Source organism: uncultured Sulfitobacter sp., assembly GCF_947500075.1.
Classification (GTDB): domain Bacteria; phylum Pseudomonadota; class Alphaproteobacteria; order Rhodobacterales; family Rhodobacteraceae; genus Sulfitobacter.
The window spans coordinates 33,158-52,252 of sequence record NZ_CANMQS010000002.1 but is presented as its reverse complement, the minus strand read 5'-3'; the positions used below and the strand labels follow the sequence as shown (position 1 = coordinate 52,252).

Annotated in this window: 23 protein-coding genes; 8 read left to right on the top strand and 15 right to left on the bottom strand. The window is 63.2% G+C overall.

Annotation, left to right across the window (positions count from 1 at the left end):
* Nucleotides 1-17 precede the first annotated feature (17 nt).
* The 3 genes from Q1A91_RS05150 (at nucleotide 18) to Q1A91_RS05140 (ending at nucleotide 2,765) form a co-directional block, all read left to right on the top strand.
* Nucleotides 18-887, top strand: a complete 870-nt coding sequence (locus tag Q1A91_RS05150) for a hypothetical protein (RefSeq protein WP_299873895.1) — start codon at nucleotides 18-20, stop codon at nucleotides 885-887.
* 115 nt (nucleotides 888-1,002) lie between these two features.
* On the top strand, nucleotides 1,003-1,881 hold the full coding sequence (locus tag Q1A91_RS05145; RefSeq protein ID WP_299873892.1) for an SGNH/GDSL hydrolase family protein: 879 nt from the start codon (nucleotides 1,003-1,005) through the stop codon (nucleotides 1,879-1,881).
* Between the two features lie 8 nt (nucleotides 1,882-1,889).
* Nucleotides 1,890-2,765, top strand: coding sequence for an SGNH/GDSL hydrolase family protein (locus tag Q1A91_RS05140; protein ID WP_299873888.1), 876 nt, complete (start codon nucleotides 1,890-1,892; stop codon nucleotides 2,763-2,765).
* Here the strand turns inward: Q1A91_RS05140 and Q1A91_RS05135 are convergent.
* The 4 genes from Q1A91_RS05135 to Q1A91_RS05120 form a co-directional block, all read right to left on the bottom strand.
* Nucleotides 2,762-3,511, bottom strand: a complete 750-nt coding sequence (locus tag Q1A91_RS05135; RefSeq protein WP_299873885.1) for an isocitrate lyase/phosphoenolpyruvate mutase family protein — start codon at nucleotides 3,509-3,511, stop codon at nucleotides 2,762-2,764. The two genes, Q1A91_RS05140 and Q1A91_RS05135, sit on opposite strands and share 4 nt — an antisense overlap.
* Nucleotides 3,508-4,578 carry a bifunctional transcriptional activator/DNA repair enzyme AdaA gene (locus Q1A91_RS05130; RefSeq protein WP_299873882.1) on the bottom strand — a complete coding sequence of 357 codons (1,071 nt, stop codon included), beginning with the start codon at nucleotides 4,576-4,578 and terminating at the stop codon, nucleotides 3,508-3,510. The genes Q1A91_RS05135 and Q1A91_RS05130 overlap by 4 nt, the downstream gene beginning before the upstream one ends.
* A gap of 85 nt (nucleotides 4,579-4,663) precedes the next feature.
* Nucleotides 4,664-5,068, bottom strand: coding sequence for an SH3 domain-containing protein (locus tag Q1A91_RS05125; protein ID WP_299873880.1), 405 nt, complete (start codon nucleotides 5,066-5,068; stop codon nucleotides 4,664-4,666).
* Entirely contained in the window at nucleotides 5,068-6,498 is a 1,431-nt protein-coding gene (locus Q1A91_RS05120) for a Glu/Leu/Phe/Val dehydrogenase (protein WP_299873878.1), read from the bottom strand. Before Q1A91_RS05120 ends, Q1A91_RS05125 begins: the two co-directional genes overlap by 1 nt.
* A gap of 460 nt (nucleotides 6,499-6,958) precedes the next feature.
* On the opposite strand from Q1A91_RS05120, the gene Q1A91_RS05115 reads away from it, so the two are divergent.
* The 3 genes from Q1A91_RS05115 to Q1A91_RS05105 are packed head-to-tail and all read left to right on the top strand — an operon-like array spanning nucleotide 6,959 to nucleotide 9,482.
* Entirely contained in the window at nucleotides 6,959-8,371 is a 1,413-nt protein-coding gene (locus tag Q1A91_RS05115) for a pilus assembly protein TadG-related protein (RefSeq protein WP_299873876.1), read from the top strand.
* The gene (locus tag Q1A91_RS05110) at nucleotides 8,368-8,910 is read left to right on the top strand and encodes a pilus assembly protein (protein ID WP_299873874.1); all 543 of its coding nucleotides are present in this window, start codon (nucleotides 8,368-8,370) and stop codon (nucleotides 8,908-8,910) included. The genes Q1A91_RS05115 and Q1A91_RS05110 overlap by 4 nt, the downstream gene beginning before the upstream one ends.
* Nucleotides 8,910-9,482: a hypothetical protein gene (locus Q1A91_RS05105; RefSeq protein WP_299873872.1), complete on the top strand. Its 573-nt coding sequence runs from the start codon at nucleotides 8,910-8,912 to the stop codon at nucleotides 9,480-9,482. The genes Q1A91_RS05110 and Q1A91_RS05105 overlap by 1 nt, the downstream gene beginning before the upstream one ends.
* Nucleotides 9,483-9,588: 106 nt before the next feature.
* On the opposite strand, the gene Q1A91_RS05100 is transcribed toward Q1A91_RS05105, so the two are convergent.
* The 5 genes from Q1A91_RS05100 to Q1A91_RS05080 all read right to left on the bottom strand — a co-directional run bounded on the left by Q1A91_RS05100 (nucleotide 9,589) and on the right by Q1A91_RS05080 (nucleotide 12,197).
* Nucleotides 9,589-10,092 carry a hypothetical protein gene (locus Q1A91_RS05100; RefSeq protein WP_299873869.1) on the bottom strand — a complete coding sequence of 168 codons (504 nt, stop codon included), beginning with the start codon at nucleotides 10,090-10,092 and terminating at the stop codon, nucleotides 9,589-9,591.
* Nucleotides 10,093-10,169: 77 nt separating this feature from the next.
* Complete coding sequence (locus Q1A91_RS05095) at nucleotides 10,170-10,655, bottom strand: periplasmic heavy metal sensor (RefSeq protein WP_299873866.1); 486 nt, start codon at nucleotides 10,653-10,655, stop codon at nucleotides 10,170-10,172.
* On the bottom strand, nucleotides 10,648-11,022 hold the full coding sequence (locus tag Q1A91_RS05090) for a hypothetical protein (RefSeq protein WP_299873862.1): 375 nt from the start codon (nucleotides 11,020-11,022) through the stop codon (nucleotides 10,648-10,650). The genes Q1A91_RS05095 and Q1A91_RS05090 overlap by 8 nt, the downstream gene beginning before the upstream one ends.
* Nucleotides 11,012-11,602 carry an RNA polymerase sigma factor gene (locus Q1A91_RS05085; RefSeq protein ID WP_299873860.1) on the bottom strand — a complete coding sequence of 197 codons (591 nt, stop codon included), beginning with the start codon at nucleotides 11,600-11,602 and terminating at the stop codon, nucleotides 11,012-11,014. The genes Q1A91_RS05090 and Q1A91_RS05085 overlap by 11 nt, the downstream gene beginning before the upstream one ends.
* 55 nt (nucleotides 11,603-11,657) lie before the next feature.
* Nucleotides 11,658-12,197 carry a calcium sensor EFh gene (locus Q1A91_RS05080; RefSeq protein ID WP_299873857.1) on the bottom strand — a complete coding sequence of 180 codons (540 nt, stop codon included), beginning with the start codon at nucleotides 12,195-12,197 and terminating at the stop codon, nucleotides 11,658-11,660.
* 196 nt (nucleotides 12,198-12,393) lie between these two features.
* Here Q1A91_RS05080 and Q1A91_RS05075 point away from each other — a divergent pair, with 196 nt between their 5' ends.
* Together Q1A91_RS05075 and Q1A91_RS05070 are read left to right on the top strand one after the other, a co-directional pair.
* Nucleotides 12,394-12,813, top strand: coding sequence for a DUF983 domain-containing protein (locus Q1A91_RS05075; protein ID WP_299873854.1), 420 nt, complete (start codon nucleotides 12,394-12,396; stop codon nucleotides 12,811-12,813).
* Nucleotides 12,814-12,838: 25 nt separating this feature from the next.
* Nucleotides 12,839-13,537, top strand: coding sequence for an NUDIX hydrolase (locus tag Q1A91_RS05070; protein WP_299873851.1), 699 nt, complete (start codon nucleotides 12,839-12,841; stop codon nucleotides 13,535-13,537).
* Between the two features lie 87 nt (nucleotides 13,538-13,624).
* On the opposite strand, the gene Q1A91_RS05065 is transcribed toward Q1A91_RS05070, so the two are convergent.
* From Q1A91_RS05065 to Q1A91_RS05040, 6 genes are all read right to left on the bottom strand, one after another.
* Entirely contained in the window at nucleotides 13,625-14,527 is a 903-nt protein-coding gene (locus Q1A91_RS05065; RefSeq protein WP_299873849.1) for a DMT family transporter, read from the bottom strand.
* Nucleotides 14,528-14,763: 236 nt separating this feature from the next.
* Nucleotides 14,764-15,513, bottom strand: coding sequence for an SDR family oxidoreductase (locus tag Q1A91_RS05060; protein ID WP_299873846.1), 750 nt, complete (start codon nucleotides 15,511-15,513; stop codon nucleotides 14,764-14,766).
* The gene (locus tag Q1A91_RS05055) at nucleotides 15,510-16,982 is read right to left on the bottom strand and encodes a carnitine 3-dehydrogenase (protein WP_299873843.1); all 1,473 of its coding nucleotides are present in this window, start codon (nucleotides 16,980-16,982) and stop codon (nucleotides 15,510-15,512) included. Before Q1A91_RS05055 ends, Q1A91_RS05060 begins: the two co-directional genes overlap by 4 nt.
* Nucleotides 16,979-17,515 (bottom strand): lipocalin, encoded by a 537-nt coding sequence (locus tag Q1A91_RS05050; RefSeq protein WP_299873840.1) that lies wholly within the window; start codon nucleotides 17,513-17,515, stop codon nucleotides 16,979-16,981. Before Q1A91_RS05050 ends, Q1A91_RS05055 begins: the two co-directional genes overlap by 4 nt.
* 5 nt (nucleotides 17,516-17,520) lie before the next feature.
* Nucleotides 17,521-18,429 (bottom strand): 3-keto-5-aminohexanoate cleavage protein, encoded by a 909-nt coding sequence (locus tag Q1A91_RS05045; RefSeq protein ID WP_299873837.1) that lies wholly within the window; start codon nucleotides 18,427-18,429, stop codon nucleotides 17,521-17,523.
* A gap of 117 nt (nucleotides 18,430-18,546) precedes the next feature.
* The gene (locus tag Q1A91_RS05040) at nucleotides 18,547-19,038 is read right to left on the bottom strand and encodes a ClbS/DfsB family four-helix bundle protein (RefSeq protein WP_299873832.1); all 492 of its coding nucleotides are present in this window, start codon (nucleotides 19,036-19,038) and stop codon (nucleotides 18,547-18,549) included.
* Nucleotides 19,039-19,095 lie beyond the last annotated feature (57 nt).

Here is a 19,095-nt window from a genome sequence, read left to right as displayed (position 1 = left end):
CCAATATGAGAGCAGACATGAGCTATCCTTCCCTTTCCGCAATGATCGCGGCGGAGCAGGCCGCGCTGGCGGCAGGGCCCGTGGCGCTGATCATGGTGGAGGATGACGTGGAGATTGCGACCACCCTGCGCCACCACCAGCAGATGGGGTTTGACAGTGTCGTGGCGCTGATGCCGCGCGACTTTGATCTGCCTGCCGATCTGGCCCTGACCGTGCTGCGGGTCGATTATGACATGTATGCCGACCGCGCGATGGAGCGGGCGGTGGATACGGTCAGTGACGCGGTGCCGGGGCAATGGGTCTATTATTGTTTCAACGCCGAATACCTGTTCTTTCCCTTCTGTGAGACGCGCAACGTCAAAGAAATGCTCGCCTTTCATACCGAGGAACGGCGCCATGCGATGCTGGCCTATGTGATCGACCTCTATGCCGGTGATCTGGAAACCTACCCCGATGCGGTGTCACTGGATGAGGCGCATCTGGACCGGTCGGGGTATTACGCGCTGGCGCGGGCGGACATGAACAAAGGGGGGGAGCCGAAAGAGCGGCAGCTGGATTTCTTCGGCGGATTGCGCTGGCGGTTTGAGGAACACGTGCCCCCCGCGCGCCGCAAGATCGACCGCATCCCGCTGTTTCGCGCAAAGAAAGGCCTGCGCCTGCGCGACGATCACACCTTCGAGGATGAGGAATACAACACCTACGCCTGCCCCTGGCACCACAACATCACCGCCGCGATCTGTTCGTTCCGCGCCGCCAAGGCGCTCAAAAGCAATCCGGGCAGCCGGTATGACATTCATACCTTCAAATGGCACAACTCCGCCCCGTTTGAATGGCATTCGCGGCAATTGCTGGATCTGGGGCTGATGGAGCCGGGGCAGTGGTTCTGAGGGGCGACACCCCCGCAGGTTGATCGCCGCAGGCAGGGCACGCGCCCATCACCTTCCTGTCACCGGCCCAAAAAAACGCTTCCCAAAAACCACAACCTCGCGTCCAATCCGGGGCATGACGTTGCACCGCCCCCTTTGGATCTGCGCCGCCCTTGCGCTGGCGATGCTGTCCTGCACCCCTGCCGTGATCCGCGCGCCCGTGCCACCGGCACCACCGTCCCTGCCCCCGCAGCAGGTCGGCACGGCGCAGATCCTGATGCTGGGCGACAGCCAGATTTCCTTCGGCGCGGGTGGGCCGTACATCCAATTCCTGCAATCCCTCGGGCAGACCTGCGCGGGCCTGCCTCCTGCCTATGCGCGCGCCACCGCGCAAGCCATCGGGGTGCGCTCCACCGCGCTGCACAACTGGACGGCGCGCAGTGCGCCGGACCGGGACACGATTTGTGAGGTCGACCAGACCTATGGCGTGAATGCGGGCAGCTACGGGGTCAGCTCTGCGGGGTTGAGCTATGTGCAGATCGGCACGGCGGACTATCCCTATTGCGGTGGCGGCACCACGCCGCTGAAGGCGGCTGCCGACCATGTCGATCCCGACCTGATCATTCTGGCGTTTCTGGGCAATGCCACGGCGCGCTGGCAGAACGCGGGCGTGGCGCGCAGCGACTGGCAGGATGCGATGCGCCAATTGCCGCCCGACCTGCCTTGCATGGTGATGACCACCATCCCCGCTTTCGCGCCTGCGGAAAACCAGCGCAGGCGCATCGCGCAGGACAACCTTGGCGCGGCGGTCAGCGCCTCCGGCAGATGCAGCTTTGCGCCCGGCATCACCCCGGAGACCTTGCAGGCCATCGAAGGCCGCCCTGAGAATTTCCGCACCGATGCTGCGGGCAATGTGACGGACGCGACCCATCCCACCGCAGCCTCTGCCGCGCGGTTCCTGGCCGCCAATCAATCCACCCTCTGCACCGGTCTGCGGGCCGCCCTGACCGACTGAAAGACCCCATGCGCCTGATCCCTGCCCTTCTCTCCGCCCTTCTGCTGGCCACACCTGCGCAGGCAGAAGACTTCGTCTCTCCCGATATTGTCATTCTGGGCGACAGCCAGATCCCTTTCGGCTCCGGCCCCGCCTTTCTGGACTTCTTCGAGAACATCAAAACCCACTGCCCCCCGACAGAGGCGCAAGCCAAGGATCTCAAGACGCTGGGAGAGATGAAAGTGGCCGTGATCGGTGTGCGCTCAACCTCCCTGCATTCATGGACAGCACGCAAGGGGCGCGGCAAGGGGGCGATCTGTGATGTGGACAAAAAGTGGAAAGCCAATGCGGGCACCTTCGGGTTCATCAACCGCTCCAGCCACAAATATGTGCAGATCGGGCGCGGCAAGCCCTATCAGTTCTGCAAACCGGGCAAATCCGCCTTTGAGGCGATGTTCGCGCCGGATTATTACAAACCCCGTCTGCTGCTGATGTCCTTTCTGGGCAATGCGACCAAACGCTGGGGGACCAGCCGCGAAAAGGCGCTGGAGGACGTACAAAAGACCATGGCGCAGATCCCGGCGGGCATGCCGTGTATCTTCATGACCACTGCGCCGGCCTATTCCGAAAAGATCATCAAACGCCGGCTGAAGGCGCAGGCCAACATCAAATGGGCGTTTGAGGAAGCGGGTGCAGAGTGCACCTTCATCGAAGGGGCCACACCGCGCACGGTTGCGGCCAATCAGGGCAACAAGCAATACTTCCGGCTGAACAAGTCAGGCCGGGTGAAGGACCCGTTCCATCCCAATGAAAAGGCTGCGAAAAACTTCTTTGCCATTGAGATGGAGACGATCTGCACCGCCATCTACAAGGAGATCGGCGATGCGATGCCTGATCCGAGTTAGATGAGCGCAGCCTCGGTCACGGCTTTCATCGCGGCCAGATACGGCCCCGGTCCGTGGCTGATCCTTGCGACTCCGGCTTGCGCGTAGGTCTCTACCGATACCTTGTCGCCCATCCGCATGACGTTGATCGGCAGCGCCTGTTCTTCCGCCATCCGGGCAATCAGGTCCAGATCGCCTAGCCCCGGCACAAACAACCCGCTGGCACCAGCCGCGTGATAGGCGGCGGCGCGCTCCAGTGCTTCGGCCATCAGGTCACCGGCAGGCGGGGCGTCCTTGCCTTGAAAGAACACATCTGTGCGGGCGTTGATGAAGAGGTTAACACCTGCCGCATCCGCCGCAGCGCGCAGGGCGGCGAGACGGGCGGCATGCGCGTCGATGCCGTGCAGGCCCTTGCCGCCGACGATGCGGTCCTCGACGTTGATGCCGATCACGCCGGTTTCCAAAAGCGCGCTGAGGTTCTCTGCCATCTCCTCCGGCGCAACCGCATAGCCGCCTTCGAAATCCACGCTCACCGGCAGATCGACCGCTCCGACCACTTGTCTGGCCGCGCGCAGCACGTCCTCCAGCGGCAGCGCCTCTCCATCGGCGAACCCCTGGGCGGCGGCGACGGACCAGCTGCCTGTGGCAATTGCTTTGGCACCTGCCTCTGCCACCGCTTTGGCCGATCCCGCGTCCCAGACGTTCCACAATACCAGCGGCGTCCCCTTCACGTGCAGCGCATGAAACGCCTTTGCCTTGTCCGTCATCCTTCAACTCCTGTCTTTTCGCGGGCATAGGCCCGCTCCATCTCAATCAAAGCCTGTTTGCGCCACAGCCCGCCGCCGTAGCCCGTCAAGGCCCCATCCGCGCCCAGCACCCGGTGGCAGGGGATGGCGATGGCAATCGGGTTCGCGCCATTGGCCCGTGCCACTGCGCGGGTGGCGTCCGGGCGGCCCATCTGGGCAGCGAGGCCGGAATAGCTGCGTGTCTCCCCCGCCGGGATGGTGCGCAAGGCGGTCCAGACCTTTTGCGCGAAAGGCGGGCCAAGGGGGGCGAGCGGGGTGGTGAACTGCGGGCTGTCGCCGCGCATGAAAGCAGCCAGTTCCTGCTCGATCCGGTCCGTGGGCGCGAAACGCCCGAACCCCAGCGACCCTTTCGCGTGATCGTAGAGCCGCCGCAATTCCCCCGGCAACGCGCGGCGTTCGGTGAATTCCAGCAGATGCACCGCTTGGGCGGAGGCAACCACAATCATCGCGCCCAGCGTCGTGTCGATCAGCTCTGCCCGCAGCAGCGCGTCCTTGGCAAAGCGCCCCGGTGCCAACCCCAACCACTTGCCGAATGCCGCCCGGAAGGCAGCGGGGGAGGAGAACCCCGCATCCATCTGCGCCTCGATCACCTTTCCCTTTGGCAAAGCCGCAGCACCCAGCCGCAGGCGGCTCTGCCGGGCCATCTCCAGAAAGCTCATGCCGAAGTGGCGCTGAAACGCCCGGCGCACGGTGGAGGGATCATACCCTTGCGCCCGCAGCCGCGCTTCGGACCACCGTTCCTCCGGTGCCGCCTCCAGCGCTTTGAGCAAGCGCGCGACACCGGGATCGCCCTGCGCCTCCGGCCCCATCGGGTGGCAGCGTTTGCAGGCGCGAAAGCCTGCGCGCATCGCCTCTGCCACCGATCCGACAAAGACGCAATTGGCCTGCTTGGGTTTGCGCGCGGGACAGGTCAGCCGACAAAACACCCCCGTAGAGGTCACACCGACATAGGCCCGCCCCTCCCACGCGCCGTCGCGGGTGAGCAGCGCGTGATAAAGCGTGTCGTTGTCTGGCAGAGCATCTTTCATGGGGCCAGCTTACCCCCATCGCCGTCCCCTGTCCGCCTGCAAACAGGCGTCTATTCCTCAAAAAGCGTCAGCCTTTCGCCCGGCCTCAGTGATAGAAGTCGCACAGATACCCTGTGTGCGCCCAGCCGTAGACCGGCAGTTCCTTCACCGGCTGGGAGATGCCGTTCTGCGTCACCGTGCGGTAGCCATCCACGATACGCACCCAATTGCCCGACCATTCGCGGATATCCACGGTCAGGATCGCCAGCCGGTTGAAGGCGCGTACTTTGGGGAAGGAGGTATCCGGCCCGCTGCGCACTGTCAGAAAGCCGTCTGGGCCGTTCACGTTGCAGACCATTGCGTCAAGCAGCGCCACACGGCTCAACGGCCAATTCACCCGCGCGAGGCCTGCCAGTTCGACCTCTCCGTAGACCGCGAATTCGGCCTGTGCGGCGGAGGGCAGCAGCAGCATCGCTGCCACCGCCCCCCGCAGTGTCGTCGCCAGGCCCATCAGAGGCCTTTGGCGCGGTAGCTCGCTGCGACTTTCTCAATCGCGACCAGATAGGACGCGGTGCGCAGGTCGATGTTGTCATCGCGCCCGTGCCAGACATTGGCCATGGATTGGTAGGCCGTCTGCATCGTGTCATCGAGACCCGAGCGCACCAGTTCCAGCTCCCCTGCCCCGCGCAGATACTTCTCCTTGAAGTTCGGGCTGAGTTCCCAACCGATGCCTGAATCCGCGCTGAGGCGTTCCAGTTCATCCACCACCAGTTGGTGCCGGGTTTCCTCCTGACGGCGCTGCATCCGGCCAAAGCGGATGTGGGAGAGGTTCTTGACCCATTCGAAATAGGACACCGTCACACCGCCTGCGTTGGCGTACATGTCCGGGATGATCACCACGCCCTTGTTGCGCAGGATCTCATCCGCGCCAGCGGTGACCGGGCCATTGGCAGCTTCGATGACCAGCCGGGCCTTGACGCCTTTGGCGTTGTCCAGATGAATGACCCCTTCCAGCGCTGCGGGGATGAGGATGTCACAATCCGCTTCCAGCAGTTTGGCCCCGTCGGGTTCATGTTTGGCGTTGGGATAGGTGGCGACGCCGTCATGTTTCGCGATCCAGTCGCGGACGGCTTCGACATCCAGACCGTTTTCATCATAAAGCGCGCCGTCGCGTTCAATGATCGCCACGATCTTGCAGCCGTCTTCCTCCGACAGGAACTTCGCCGCGTGGTAGCCCACGTTGCCAAGGCCCTGCACCACGACACGCTTGCCGTCCAGCCCGCTTTCGAAACCGGCTTTCTTCATGCCGTCCTTGTCGCGGAAGAAGGCGTGCAGCGCGTATTGCACACCCCGGCCCGTGGCTTCGGTCCGGCCCTGAATGCCGCCCGCATGGGTCGGCTTGCCGGTGACGCAGGCCACGCCGTTGATGTCGGTGGTGTTCATGCGCTTGTACTGGTCGGCGATCCAGGACATCTCCCGTTCACCGGTGCCCATGTCGGGGGCGGGGACGTTTTGCGCGGGGTTGATCATGTCGCGCTTGATCAGCTCATAGGCAAAGCGCCGGGTGATCAGCTCAAGCTCATGTTCGTCATAGGCGCGCGGGTCCACGCAGAGCCCGCCTTTGGAGCCGCCAAACGGCGCCTCCACCAGCGCGCATTTGTAGGTCATCAGGGCGGCCAGCGCCTCCACCTCATCCTGGTTCACCCCGAGGGAAAAACGAATGCCGCCCTTCACCGGTTCCATATGTTCGGAATGCACGGAGCGGTAGCCGGTGAAGGTCTGGATCTGGCCGCGCAGGCGCACGCCGAAGCGGACGGTATAGGTCGCGTTGCAGACCCGTATCTTTTCCTCCAGCCCCGGCGGCAAATCCATCAGAGCCACAGCGCGGTTAAACATGATGTCGACGCTGTCGCGGAAACTCGGCTCGTTGGCGGGTGTCATCGGTTCTTTCTCCTTGCAACCGGAACGGTACAAGACGCAGCCTAACGTGGGGTTGCAGCCAGTGCGACAAAAATTCGCACATTTAATAAGCGAATTGAAAACATCCCTGATCCACCCGCTTTGCCGGGATGAGCGGAATTCGCAGGGTAGGATGGCAAATCCCCGCCGACCCGTTTGACTGGGCAAGAATCCGCCAGACCGGCAGACCAAGCGACAGGTTGGAAATTGGTTAATCGAGATCGTCGGTTTCGGGCGAATTTGGGCAAAAACAGACCGACTGTGCACGGTTCAGAAACAGCCACCGCAATTGTGCCAGATTATCGCCAAGAAACTCCTCAAAGCCCGTCATTTTGCCTAGGCTTTGCCCCATTTCAGCCATCTTCACCGGTCAAAAGCGAACCAGGAATTTCCGGACTTGGACATGGGGGTGTCGTGAGTCGGATCATGAAAGGTAAACAGTATGGAACTCAAACGACGCGATATTAACGCGCTCTGCGACCGGCTCGTTTCCGCTGAGCGGCGTTTTGCCGATGATGAAGACGGGTCGGTGACGATCTTCGCGTGTTTCATGATCGCCATCATGGTGCTTGTGGGGGGCATCGGTGTTGACATGATGCGCCACGAGATGGAACGCACACAATTGCAGGCCACCGCCGACCGCGCGGTGCTTGCTGCTGCCGACCTGGATCAAACCCTCGATCCTGAAGCCGTTGTCCGCGACTACTTCGAGAAGTCCGGCATGGGCGACTATGTCTCTTCCGTGAATGTGGATGAAGGGCTGAACTACCGCACGGTGTCCGTGGATGCGACCAACACGGTCAGCACCCAGTTCATGGATCTGCTTGGAGTGCCCACGCTGGACGTTCCGGCCTTTGCCGAAGCGGAAGAGAAGGTCAACAAGGTTGAAATCTCACTGGTGCTCGACATCTCAGGGTCGATGGGGCGCAACAGCCGCATCCAGAACCTGCGTCCGGCGGCCAAGGAATTCGTGAATACGGTTCTCAAGGATGAAAGCGAGGATCTGATCTCCGTTTCCATCGTGCCTTACTCCGCCCACGTGAACGCGGGTCCAGAGATCATGAGCCGCATGAACATGAACATCGATCACAACTACTCGCACTGCGTTGAGTTTGACGACAATCAGTTCAGCACAACCGGTCTCGACTGGAACAACACTTACGACCAGATGCAGCACTTCGCACGCTGGAACCCAGGCTACAACGATCTGGACGAAACCGTGTGCCCGCGCTTCAGCTATGAGCGCATCACGGCGCTGAGCCAGGACCGTACTGCCCTGAACAACCAGATCGACAACCTGCAACCGCGGGCCAACACCTCGATCTTTCTGGGTATGAAATGGGCGTCCATCCTGCTGGATCCCTCGTTCAACCAGATTGCCGCTGACATGGCGGATGACAATCTGATCGACGATGTGTTCTCCAACCGTCCGGCCGCCTATTCGGATCCTGAGACCTTCAAGACTGTCATCCTGATGACAGACGGTCAGAACGTGGCGACCGACCGTATCCAGAACTGGTACTACAACTCCAACAGCGAGATTGTGCACTGGAACCGGTACAACGCAGGTTGGTATGTCGACAACTACGTGGGCTGGCGTTACCGCAACAACTTCTTCTACCAGAAGTACTCCGCATCCAAAGGCGACACCCTGCTTTATGCAGTCTGTGACGCGGCCAAGGCACAGAACATCGTGATCTGGTCCATCGGCTTTGAGGTCAGCGACCACGGTGCCAACGTCATGAAAAACTGTGCTTCTTCACCCAGCCACTTCTTCCGGGTTGAAGGTATCGAAATCTCCGAGGCGTTCAAAGCCATTGCGCGCCAGATTAACCAGTTGAGGTTGACGCTATGAGAAAGCTTATCCCAAACCGCTTTCGACGTTTCCGCGAGGACGAGAACGGCTCTGCTCTGATGATTGAATTCGTCGTCTTTGTCCCGCTCCTGTTCGCATCATTCCTGATGGCCGTGGAGATGAGCCTCTACACCATGCGCAGCATGATGCTGGACCGGGGAACAGATGTGGCCGTGCGTGCCATTCGCCTGAACACCGGCACACCGCAGATCACCCATGACTGGGTCAAGGACACGATCTGCCGCAACGCCGGCTGGCTGGAAGAATGCGACGAGCAGCTGAAGCTTGAGATGATCACCGTTGATCCTCGTAACTTCGCTGCACTGGATCAGACACCTGATTGTGTCGACGTGACACAAGACCCCGATCCGGTCCGTGGCTTCGCCCTTGGCCAGCAGCATGAAATGATGATCATGCGTGCCTGCGTCCGCTTCAAGCCGGTTTTCCCGACCTCGGGTCTGGGCCGCGCCTTTGATAAAGACGTTGAGGGACGCGCCAAGATGATCTCTGTCACCGCCTTCGTACAGGAGCCAACCTGATGAAACAGCTCATGATCAAAAACCGGCTGCGTGCCGCCCTGCGGTGTGACTTCCTGCGCCGCGAGGACGGGACCATCGCGATCGAAGCCATGATCATCATGCCTATGATGTTCTGGACCTTCTTGGCGCTCTTCTCGATCTTCGATACCTATCGGATGTACGGGATCCACCAGAAGGCATCCTACACCATTGCCGATGCGGTCTCTCGCGAGACACTGCCGATCGACAACGACTACATCGACGGTGTGCATGAGATGTTTGAATATCTGGCGTCCAGCCAGGGTCAGACCAACATGCGGATCAGCCAGGTGAAATACGATGCCGACGGCGACCGTTTCTACAAGGACTGGTCCGTCACACGCGGCGATATCGCAGCACTGGACCATGCAACGGTGTCAGACTGGAATGACCGCCTGCCCAACATGGTCGATGAAGAGCGTATCATCATCGTGGAAACCGTGACCAACTTCGATCCGCCCTTCAACACCGGGCTGGAAGAGCGGGAGATCGTGAACTTCGTTTTCACCCGTCCACGTTACGCCCCGCGCGTGTGCTACTACAGCTGCAACTGATCTGATCCCGGATCACCGCAGCGGTGCACAACCGTGTTGAAAACAAAACAAACCCCGCAGGTTCGCGCCTGCGGGGTTTGTCGTTTCAGATCAAAGGGGAAGCGTCCTACTCTGGGTTCTTTTCCCGCTGCGCCATCAGGGTTGCCAGCACGTCGGACATGAACTTGGTCTGATTGCCCGGCGTCATCCCCCCGATGCCAATCCGCCGCCCCATGCGCCACCACAGGCCGGGTCGCCAGATCCGCCCGTCGCCCGCGCCGCTGTGCAGTTTCAGCAAGAACCCGTTGGAGGGTTTGAACGCGAAAAAGCCGCGGTCCATGCTCTGGATATCTTCAATGGCGGCGATCACCGTGCCGTCGGCGTCGCGCAGGCCCTTGGGGGTCAGTTCAACCCGGCTGGCCGTGGCGCGGCGCATTGCGTCCGCGATCCACAGGGACGCGCCGCCCACGGCGATCAGGAACATCTGCCAGACCAATTCAGGCGGGCGCACGAGGGCGATGTAGATCAGCAGAACCCCCAGCAGCCCCAGCGACACAAGCCCCAGAAACCGGCGCCCGGCAGAGGCGGCAACGGTGGCCAGAACCTCATTCTCGTCTTCAAACTGGATCATCACCCATCCCCATGTCGCCACCCGTGGCGGCATACCCTGCGGGACAAGGCGGGGCAAGCGCCCCGGCGCGGCCTGCTTCAGCGGTCCTTGCGCGGCCTGCGCTGCATGCGCTCTTCCAGCCGGTCGGCATAGGCGGCGCGGTCTGCTTCGCTCATCTGGCTGACCTGGCGCAGCCATTCGGCCTGCGCAGCCTCTTGCGCGCGGCCCAGGGCGCCTGCGTATTGGCGCAGGATTGTTTCGGCCTGCGTCGGCTCGAAGGGTTGCGTGCGCAGGGCCGTCACCATGGTGTCATAGGCTGCACGACGGGCCGCACGGTCGGGCAGATGGCCGCCTGTGCGCAAGGCCCGGAACAGGGCGCGGCGTTCGGCACGGGGCAGTTCGCGCAAGTAAGGCGCGCCAAAGCCGCGCAGCTCTGCGGCGTGTTTGCCACCGCCATGCGGCCCGCCACCGCGCAGGACGGCCCCGGCCACCAGACCGATGAACATGAGGTTCAGCGCCAGTGACACCCCCAGCAGCCAGCGCCAGCGCCGGGAGGGGGGCTTTGCTCCAACCGTTTCACTCATCCTCAAATCCTTCCTCAATCCCGGAAATCCAGCCGCCGTCATAGACATCCACCATGGCCAGTTCCGTTGTGTTTTCCGTGCCCAAAGCCCAGATCGCTTCGCCCACATCCGGCAGGCCCTCTGGCGGGGCCAGCCCCAGCCAGAACCCCACGCAGGTGGCCGTGACCATGCCGCCAAGCGCCGGCAGGCCGCCCAGTGCCGCAAGGGCGCGCTGCACCAAGGACCCACCCCCGCGCGGTGCGGGCATCTGTGCCGCCGCATCCGCCACAACCGCCGCCATCAGCGCATCCGGCACTTTCGGGGGTGCAGCCCGCGCCGCGTCAAAAAGCGCATCAAGCGATTGATCTGCCTTATCTTTATCCATCATCCTCAAACCCCAATGCAGCCCGCTGGCCGCTCAATGCCGTGGTCAACCCCCGTTTCCCACGTGCCGTCAAACTCTCCACCGCTTCAACGCCCACCCCCAGAATGCCACCTATCTCGGTGTTGGACAGCCCCTCAATGTGGCGCAACACAACCGCCTGCCGCTGCCGGTCCGGCAATGTGGACAGGGCGGCCTGCAAAGCGTCCAGCCGTGCGGCATCCTGCATCCGCCCTTCGGCCGTGGGCGCGGGATCAATCGGCTCGGCCACCGCATCCAGCGCAACCGTCCGCTGCTTGCGCAGCAGATCCGTGCACAGGTTCGCCACCACCCGGTAGGCCCATGTGCTGACCTGCGCCTCACCGGCGCGCCAGTCCGGCGCGATCTTCCAGACCCGCAGCATCGCCTCCTGCACCACGTCCTGCGCTGCGGCCTCATCCGCCAGAACGCGCACGGCATAGGCATAAAGCCGGGGCGTCAGACGCGCCGCCAGCAGCCGTGCCGCGGCGGCATCTCCGGCGGCGTAGCGGCTGAGCAAATCGGCATCTGCATCCCGATCCGCCTGATCTGAAAGGCGCGCGTCCATCAAGCTACCTTTGTCGGGATCGGGCCCGCAAGACAAGCGGGCCCGACCCACAGCGTTACTCGCCGCGCCGCTTTCCATGACGCGCCTTGGCAAACTCTTCCGCGCTCAATGCGCCGTCGCCGTCTGCATCCAGCCGCGCCAGCATGTCCGCCGGATCGCGCCGGGCGGTGATCTCTGCCAGATCAAGCTTGCCGTCCGCGTTGGTATCCAGCCGCTTCATCATCCGCGCGCCGCGCCGGTCCTTGCGCTTGTCGCCCGCCGCTTCCAGCTCCGCCTTGTCGAGCATGCCGTTGCCATCAGTGTCATGCCGTTCCAGCATCTTGGCCGCCCGGTCTGTGCCGTTCTTGCCGTGCCGTGCGGCGCGGGCGCTGCGCATCTCATCCGGCGTCAGGAAGCCGTCGCCATCCGCATCCGCATCCGCAAAGCGCGCGGCCGCATGGGCCTGCAACTCCTCGACCGTGACCGATCCGTTCTTGTCCGTATCCATTGCCTCAAACAGTGCCGCAGGGTCCTTGCCGCGCGCCTCTGCCGCGACAGCACCAGCAGCGATCAGCCCACTCAGCGCCATCACCTGTACGATTGCCTTGCGTTTCATCTTGTACTCTCCGTTTTCAGTTCAGATGAGCGCCCCTTTCCGGGCCGCCATATCCTTCAAACGGTGCAGTTGCTGCTTTCCGTCGCAGTTTTTTTCGCCCGCAGGCCATTTTTTGCGACATCGCGCCGCAACTGGCCCGCCGCCCCTTCCATAAAAGCGCCGGATCGCCCATATGGGACCAGCGGAAGGACCCATGATGAACCAGCGCGCCACCCAAGCAGACACTGCCACCCTTGAGCACAGCGATGCCGCCGAACGGCCCCGCTGGCCTGCGATGCTGCGCGGCTGGCGTGGCAAATGCCCCAGTTGCGGATCAGGCCCCTTGCTGAAAGGCTACCTGAAGGTGAACCACGACTGCACGGTCTGCCGTCAGGAATTTCACCACCACCGGGCCGATGACGGGCCTGCCTATCTGACCATTCTGATCGTGGGCCACCTGATGGCGCCACTGCTGCATCTGGTCTTTGTCACATGGCGCCCAGAGCCGCTGACGCTGTTCACCATTTTTACGGTTGGCTGCGTCGGCCTGTCGCTCTACCTTCTGCCACGACTGAAGGGGGCGATGATCGGCTTCCAATGGGCGCGGGAGATGGGCGGGTTTGGCCGGTCCAGCTGACGCGCGGCAACCGAAAGACCGCAATTTGGCTGAAATCGACAAGACCCAGATCCGCAATGCGGCCACCGTGATCGTCCTGCGCGACCGCTTTACCGCGCCGCGTATCCTGATGGGACAGCGCGGCGCGCAGGCCGCGTTCATGCCCAACAAGTTCGTCTTCCCCGGCGGCGCGGTCGATGCGGGCGATGCGGCTGTCCCGCTGGCCACGCCTGTGCCCGACATCTGCGCCCAGCGCCTGTCGGAGGAAGCGGATGCCACCCTTGCCCACGCCATCACCGTCGCCGCCATTCGGGAGTTATGGGAGGAAACCGGCCAGATCCTCGGCGCGCCCGGCACATGGCACAGCCCGCCGCCGCCCGACTGGACCACATTCGCCGCCACCGGCCACCTGCCCGCCGCCGATGCCCTGCAATTTGTGTTCCGCGCGCTGACCCCTCCGGGCCGCCCCCGGCGGTTTGACGCGCGGTTCTTTCTGGTGGACGCCGATGCGCTGACCACGGACCCCGATGATTTCGATGCCGCCAGTGATGAGCTGTCGCATCTGCAATGGATCCCGCTGTCGGAGATCCGCACTTTCGACATGCCCTTCATCACCCAGGTGGTGCTGGCCGAGGTCCAGGCGCGCGCGCAGGATCTGACCCCGCCTACTTCCGTCCCCTACTTCCGCAACAATGATGAGGAAAGCCTCTTCATGCGCCTGCATGGCCGCCCGATGGAAGACTGACCACCGCCCGCGACACCCATCGGAATGTTTCAAACATTCCGACCGATTTCTTTCAAGGAAATCGTCCCCCACCACACGGCAAAGCGCTCAGATCACCATCACCAGCATCAGGATGGACGCCATCAGGACCGCCATCCCGATCCATTCCCGACCGCTTATCTTCTCTTTGAAAAACAACATGCTGGCAGCGATGCTCAGGATCAGCTCCACCTGCCCCAGCGCCTTGACATAAGCCGCGTTCTGCAAGGTAAACGCAATGAACCAACACAGCGATCCGCCCATCGACGTCAACCCGATCCACAATGCCACCTTTCGCGCGCCCCAGACGGCGGCAATCTGGCCCGGCTCGCGCAGGCTCAGCCAGACCACCATGATCACCGTCTGCATCGCCACCACCGCCGCCAGCGTCACACTGGCGCGCATCAACGGATCATCGCTCAGCACCGCCAGCGATGCCGCGCGGTAGCTGACAGCAGAAAAGGCAAACAACACACCCGAAGCGATCCCAAGCCCCGCCGCCCGGTTGCCCAGATGGCGCAGCTTGATCCCGCCCGTCTCCTTGCCGCCCGACAACAGGAGCAGTGCGACACCGCCCAGGGCAATCGCCAGCAAACCCAGCGGCGTCACCCCTTCGCCCAGCACGATCCAACCCACCAACGCCGTCTGGATCACTTCGGTCTTCTTGAAAGTGATGCCAACGGCAAAGTTGCGCTCCTTGAACAGCAGCACCACACAAACAGTCGCGCAGATCTGCGCCGTGGCCCCGATCACCCCGAAGGTCCAGAACCCCGGCCCGATCTCCGGCAGTCCCGTCCCGCGCAGCCCGACATATCCCGCCAGCAAGACCCAGATGAACGGCAGCGAATAAAGAAACCGCGAAAACGTCGCCCCCGCCGCCGAGAGCGTCTGCGCCGCCATCACCTTCTGCAACATGAACCGCACGGTCTGAAACGCCGCCGCCGCCAGCGTTATCGGTATCCAAAGTCCCACCATCATCCTCCCGCACTGCCTTTCGGATCGGAGCCACCGTCGCCTGTGCCCTGCTGGCCCGAGGACGCCCCGCGTGTCCAGCGAAATCGCCGAGGGGCCCCCTTGGGGGATACGGACTATTTCTCTGGATGCGCGGGGTGGGCTCTGGCACGCAAGGGATCAGGCGACGGTGGGTCTGGTCCGAAAGGTCTTTCGGATGGGTGAACCCGAAGCTCCCGCCTCAGCCCACCACAGACTCATACCTTCGGATCAGGGTTCTCCGTATGCCCATCCACCGCAATCACCTGCCCCGACACCATCCGCGCGCGGTCAGATCCCAGAAACACCGCCATCTCCGCAATGTCCCGCGCCTCGACAAAGGACCGCAGGGAGGTGCCCGCCGCATAGCCGTCATAGACCTGATCGCGCGTCATGCCTTTGGCCGCCGCTTCCCGCGCCAGCACGCCCTCCATGCGCGGCCCTTCGACCGCGCCGGGACAGATCGCATTGGCGCGCACGCCAAACGGCCCCAACTCCATCGCCAATGTCTTCATCAACCCGATGATCGCCCATTTCGCCGCCGCATAGGGCGCGCGGTTGGGATAGCCGTAGAGGCCCGCCGTTGAGGATGTCAGCACGATCGACCCCGCCCCGGCCGCTTTCATCAGCGGTGCGGCGTGTTTCGCGGCCAGAAACGCACCCTCAAGGTTCACACTCACACAGGCGCGCCAATCGGCCAGCGCCACATCCTCCACCAGCGCCGTCGGCCCTGCGATGCCCGCATTGGCACAGAGCACGTCCAGGCGCCCCATCTCGGCGCATAGCGCTGCCATCGCCGCCTCGTCGGTGGCATTGACCTCACGACACTGCCACCCTTCGGGACAGCCCGCCAAAGCCGCAGCATCCACATCCGTCACCCAGATGTCATACCCCTCAGCGGCAAACCCCTCTGCCATGGCGCGCCCGATGCCGGACGCCCCTGCGGTGATCAAAACCCGCCCGCTCATCCCGGCTGCCGGATCGCCGCCCCCGCGCCTTCGGGTTTGGGCAACGCCGCATGACCTTCCGCAATCCGCACCAGCGCCGCTTCCACCGCCGGTCCCGGCACGCTGGGCTTGCGGGTCTCCAGACTCACATGCAGGAGGAAATGCTCCCCCGTGGCCAGCAACCGATCCCCTTCGCGCATCTCATGCCAGAGGTGCATTTTCTTGCCCGCCCCCAGAATGACCTGCGTGGTGATCTCGATCTGTGCCCCCGCATGCACCTCATCCAGATGCCGGATATGGGTCTCCGCCGTGAAATAACTCCCCCCCGAGGAGATATATTCCGCATCACAGCCGATCATCTCCATGAACCGATCCGTCGCATCGGCAAAGGCGTGCAGATAGCGGCTCTCGGTCATATGGCCGTTGTAATCGGTCCAATCCAGCGGCACCACGCGCTGCGCCGTCACCACCGGCCGGTCCGCTGGCACATCCGCCGCCACCGCGCCCATCGGCCCGCCCTGTTTCAACGCGGCCTCCTGCGCCGCGATCAGTGCCCCCGCACCCCAGTTCTGCGCCTTTAAGCTGCGCATCATCGCCACCAGATTGTTGTCGCGGATGCGCTCCAATTCCCGGATCGAATGGTGCCCGGATTGGGCATCCGACTGCCCCGCGATCAGATCGACCAATTCGTCGGTGAACTCCGGCACATCCATCAGCTTGGTCCAGGGCCATTTCAACGCAGGACCAAACTGCGCCATGAAATGCTTCATGCCCGCCTCGCCCCCCGCCACGCGGTAGGTCTCAAACAGGCCCATCTGCGCCCAGCGGATGCCAAAGCCATAGCGGATCGCGTCGTCAATCTCCTCCGTCGTGGCGATGCCGTCCTTGACCAGCCACAGCGCCTCGCGCCAGACGGCTTCAAGGAACCTGTCCGCCACATGGGCGTCAATTTCCTTCTTCAAATGCAGCGCGTGCATCCCCAGCGAAGCGAGCGTCGCCTTGGCGCGCTCAATGAGCGCCGCATCCCCCACATCCCCCGGCACCAGTTCAATCAGCGGCAGCAGATAGACCGGGTTGAACGGATGGGCGACCATGATCTGACCGGGCCGTGCCGCGCCCTGCTGCAACTCTGACGGTTTGAACCCCGAGGTCGACGACCCAATCACCGCATCCGGCGCGCATGCCGCCTGCACCTCCGCAAAGGTCGCGTGTTTGATCTCCAGCCTTTCCGGCACGCTCTCCTGTATCCATGCAGCACCCTGCACCGCCTCGGCAATGCTCCCGTGAAAGGACAACGCCCCCTCGCCGGGCAACGCCACATCCGTCAGCCCCGGCAGGGACCGGCGCGCATTGCCCAGCACTTCCCCAATCTTGCGCTCGGCTTCCGGGTCCGGATCATAGACCCGCACGTCCCAACCATTGAGCAGGAACCTTGCCGCCCAACCGCCGCCAATCACGCCGCCGCCTATGATTGCTGCTGTCTTGCTCATCCCTCAACTCTCTGTATCTGGCTGACATCCCAGCCGTTGAAATCCAAAATTTCCCTGGCCGCTTTCACCCGGTCCGCCCCGCCGGGCCGCGCCCGGTCGATGACCGCCGCCCACGTGCCCGCCGCATCGCCCACCGCCGCCGTGCGGAACCCGTCGTCAACCCACATCACCACCAAGGTCTGCCCGCCGCCCCGCGCGTGCAACACGCCGGGGGCCGTGATATCAAACCCTGTAGAATCACCGCCCGCGACCCGGACATAGGCATCATCTGTTGCCACGCTGTATTGCGCCGCCTCTGCGCAGGTCCCGATGCAGGCGACCGTCTGCCAGTCTCCGGCAAAGCGCGCCGCGTCAAACCGCGTTGTCCCCGCCAAAACCGCGCCCTCATCGCGCAGCGCATCAGATGCGGGCGGGGCGACAGCAGCACATCCCGCCAGCCCCAAAAGCCCCAGAAAAGCCCATGCTGCACTGCGGCGGTGTACAGGTTGTGTACAGGTTGTGCACAGCCCGCGACCCGCCCGGAACGGCCCCATTGCCCTCACTTCGCCGCCTGTTTGGTCAGCCCAAGTGTTGCGCGGACTTCTTTTGGCCCAATGACTTTCGCCCCCATATTCTCAATGATGGCGCCCGCCCGTTCGACCAGTTGCCAGTTCTCCGCCAGCACGCCCTTGTCGAGCCACAGGTTGTCCTCCAGCCCCACCCTTACGTTGCCCCCGGCCAGTACCGAAGCGGCCACATAGGCCATCTGATTGCGCCCCAGCCCGAAGGCCGAGAACGTCCAGTCATCCGGCACATTGTTCACCATCGCCATGAAGGTGTTGAGATCATCCGGCGCGCCCCAGGGCACCCCCATGCAGAGCTGCACCAAAGCGGGGCTGTCCAGCACACCATCGGCAACCAGTTGTTTTGCATACCATAAATGGCCCGTGTCAAAAGCCTCAATCTCCGGCTTCACGCCCAGATCGGTCATCATCCGGCCCATGGCCGTCAACATGCCGGGGGTGTTGGTCATCACGTAATCGGCCTCGGCGAAGTTCATCGTGCCGCAATCCAGCGTGCAGATCTCCGGCAGGCAATCGGCGATATGCGCGACCCGCTCCGTGGCCCCCACCATGTCCGTGCCTTCGCGTGTGGGGAACGGCGCTTCCACGTCGCCAAAGACAATGTCCCCGCCCATCCCGGCCGTCAGGTTCAGCACCACATCGGTGCCACTGTCACGGATGCGGTCGGTGACTTCACGATAGAGTAACCTGTCGCGGCTAGGGTGCCCGGTCTCCGGATCACGCACGTGGCAATGCACCACTGCCGCGCCGGCCTTGGCCGCCGCAATCGCGCTTTCGGCAATTTGCCGGGGCGAACGCGGCACATGCGGGCTGCGGTCCTGGGTGCTGCCGGAGCCGGTGACGGCGCAGGTGATGAACACCTCTTTGTTCATGGTAAGGGGCATGTGCGGGGTCTCCTCTGGCAAGCCTGTTGCGGCTGACCATGGGCCAAGGTGCAGGCGAAGACCATGCTGAAAACGACGCTTTTGGAGCGGAAAAATGACGCCACCGACGCAGCAACACTACATCGCTTTCAACCGCTGCCGCAGGTATTTCGTGGCAGAGCGATAATGGCTCGGGCCCGCCGCCTCCGCCCAGCGGCCCGGTGTCCAGGTGTTCCTGGCCCCCTGCATCGGCCCGCCATAGAGCGCCGCGTCTGAGCGTTCCTGCATGAAGCTCAGCAAGGCCTTGGCATTGCGGTGCAACAGGGCGACAGCCGCAGGCCAGTCCAGATCGCTCTGCCGGGCGCGCAGGTCGGCGTTGTAGCGTTTGAGGTCATTCCATTTGTAGCCCGGTGCGGGGAAATGCACCTCTTTGCCCGCCTGCCCGTCCGCGTACCACCCCAGAAACAGCGCGATCCAATGGGCCCGGTGCGCCACCACATCCTTGATGGAGGTGTCGTCGGCATCCTTGATCATCGCCTGCGCCGGGTCGACCTCGCCCAGCAGCTTTTCCAGCTTGGCAAGTTCCTTCACAGTCACGTCAATCAATGCGGATTTGGTTGTGGCTGGCATGTCCCCCGACCTTTCCGCCAGAGCATACCGCCCGCCCCCCCAGAGCGCATTGATCTG